A 255-nucleotide genomic window follows, 5' to 3' on the forward strand; every position below is an offset into this window, starting at 1 on the left:
GCACCCGGTTGATCGAGTCGATCTGCGTGCGGATATTGTTGTTTGCGGCCCTGACCCCATAACTGCCTGCTGCCGAAAACGGCTCGCCACCCTGCGACAGGATCATCACCTGCCAGGTCCTGGTACCAGGCTGTCGCAGCCGCAGCTGTCCGGTAGTTGCCCAAGCAGGCGGGCTCCAGGTGTTGTCACCGCCGTCAAACAGGGCATCAACCACGACAAAGGACGCCGCCTGGATCTCCGGTATCGCGATGTACT

1 pseudogene is annotated in these 255 nt (G+C 61.6%); it reads right to left on the bottom strand.

What is annotated here, in order from left to right:
* Nucleotides 1-255 (bottom strand): annotated as a pseudogene (locus L6D64_RS28250) (hypothetical protein); the annotation flags it as partial.

The organism is Pseudomonas urethralis (assembly GCF_021602465.1).
Lineage (GTDB): Bacteria > Pseudomonadota > Gammaproteobacteria > Pseudomonadales > Pseudomonadaceae > Aquipseudomonas > Aquipseudomonas vlassakiae.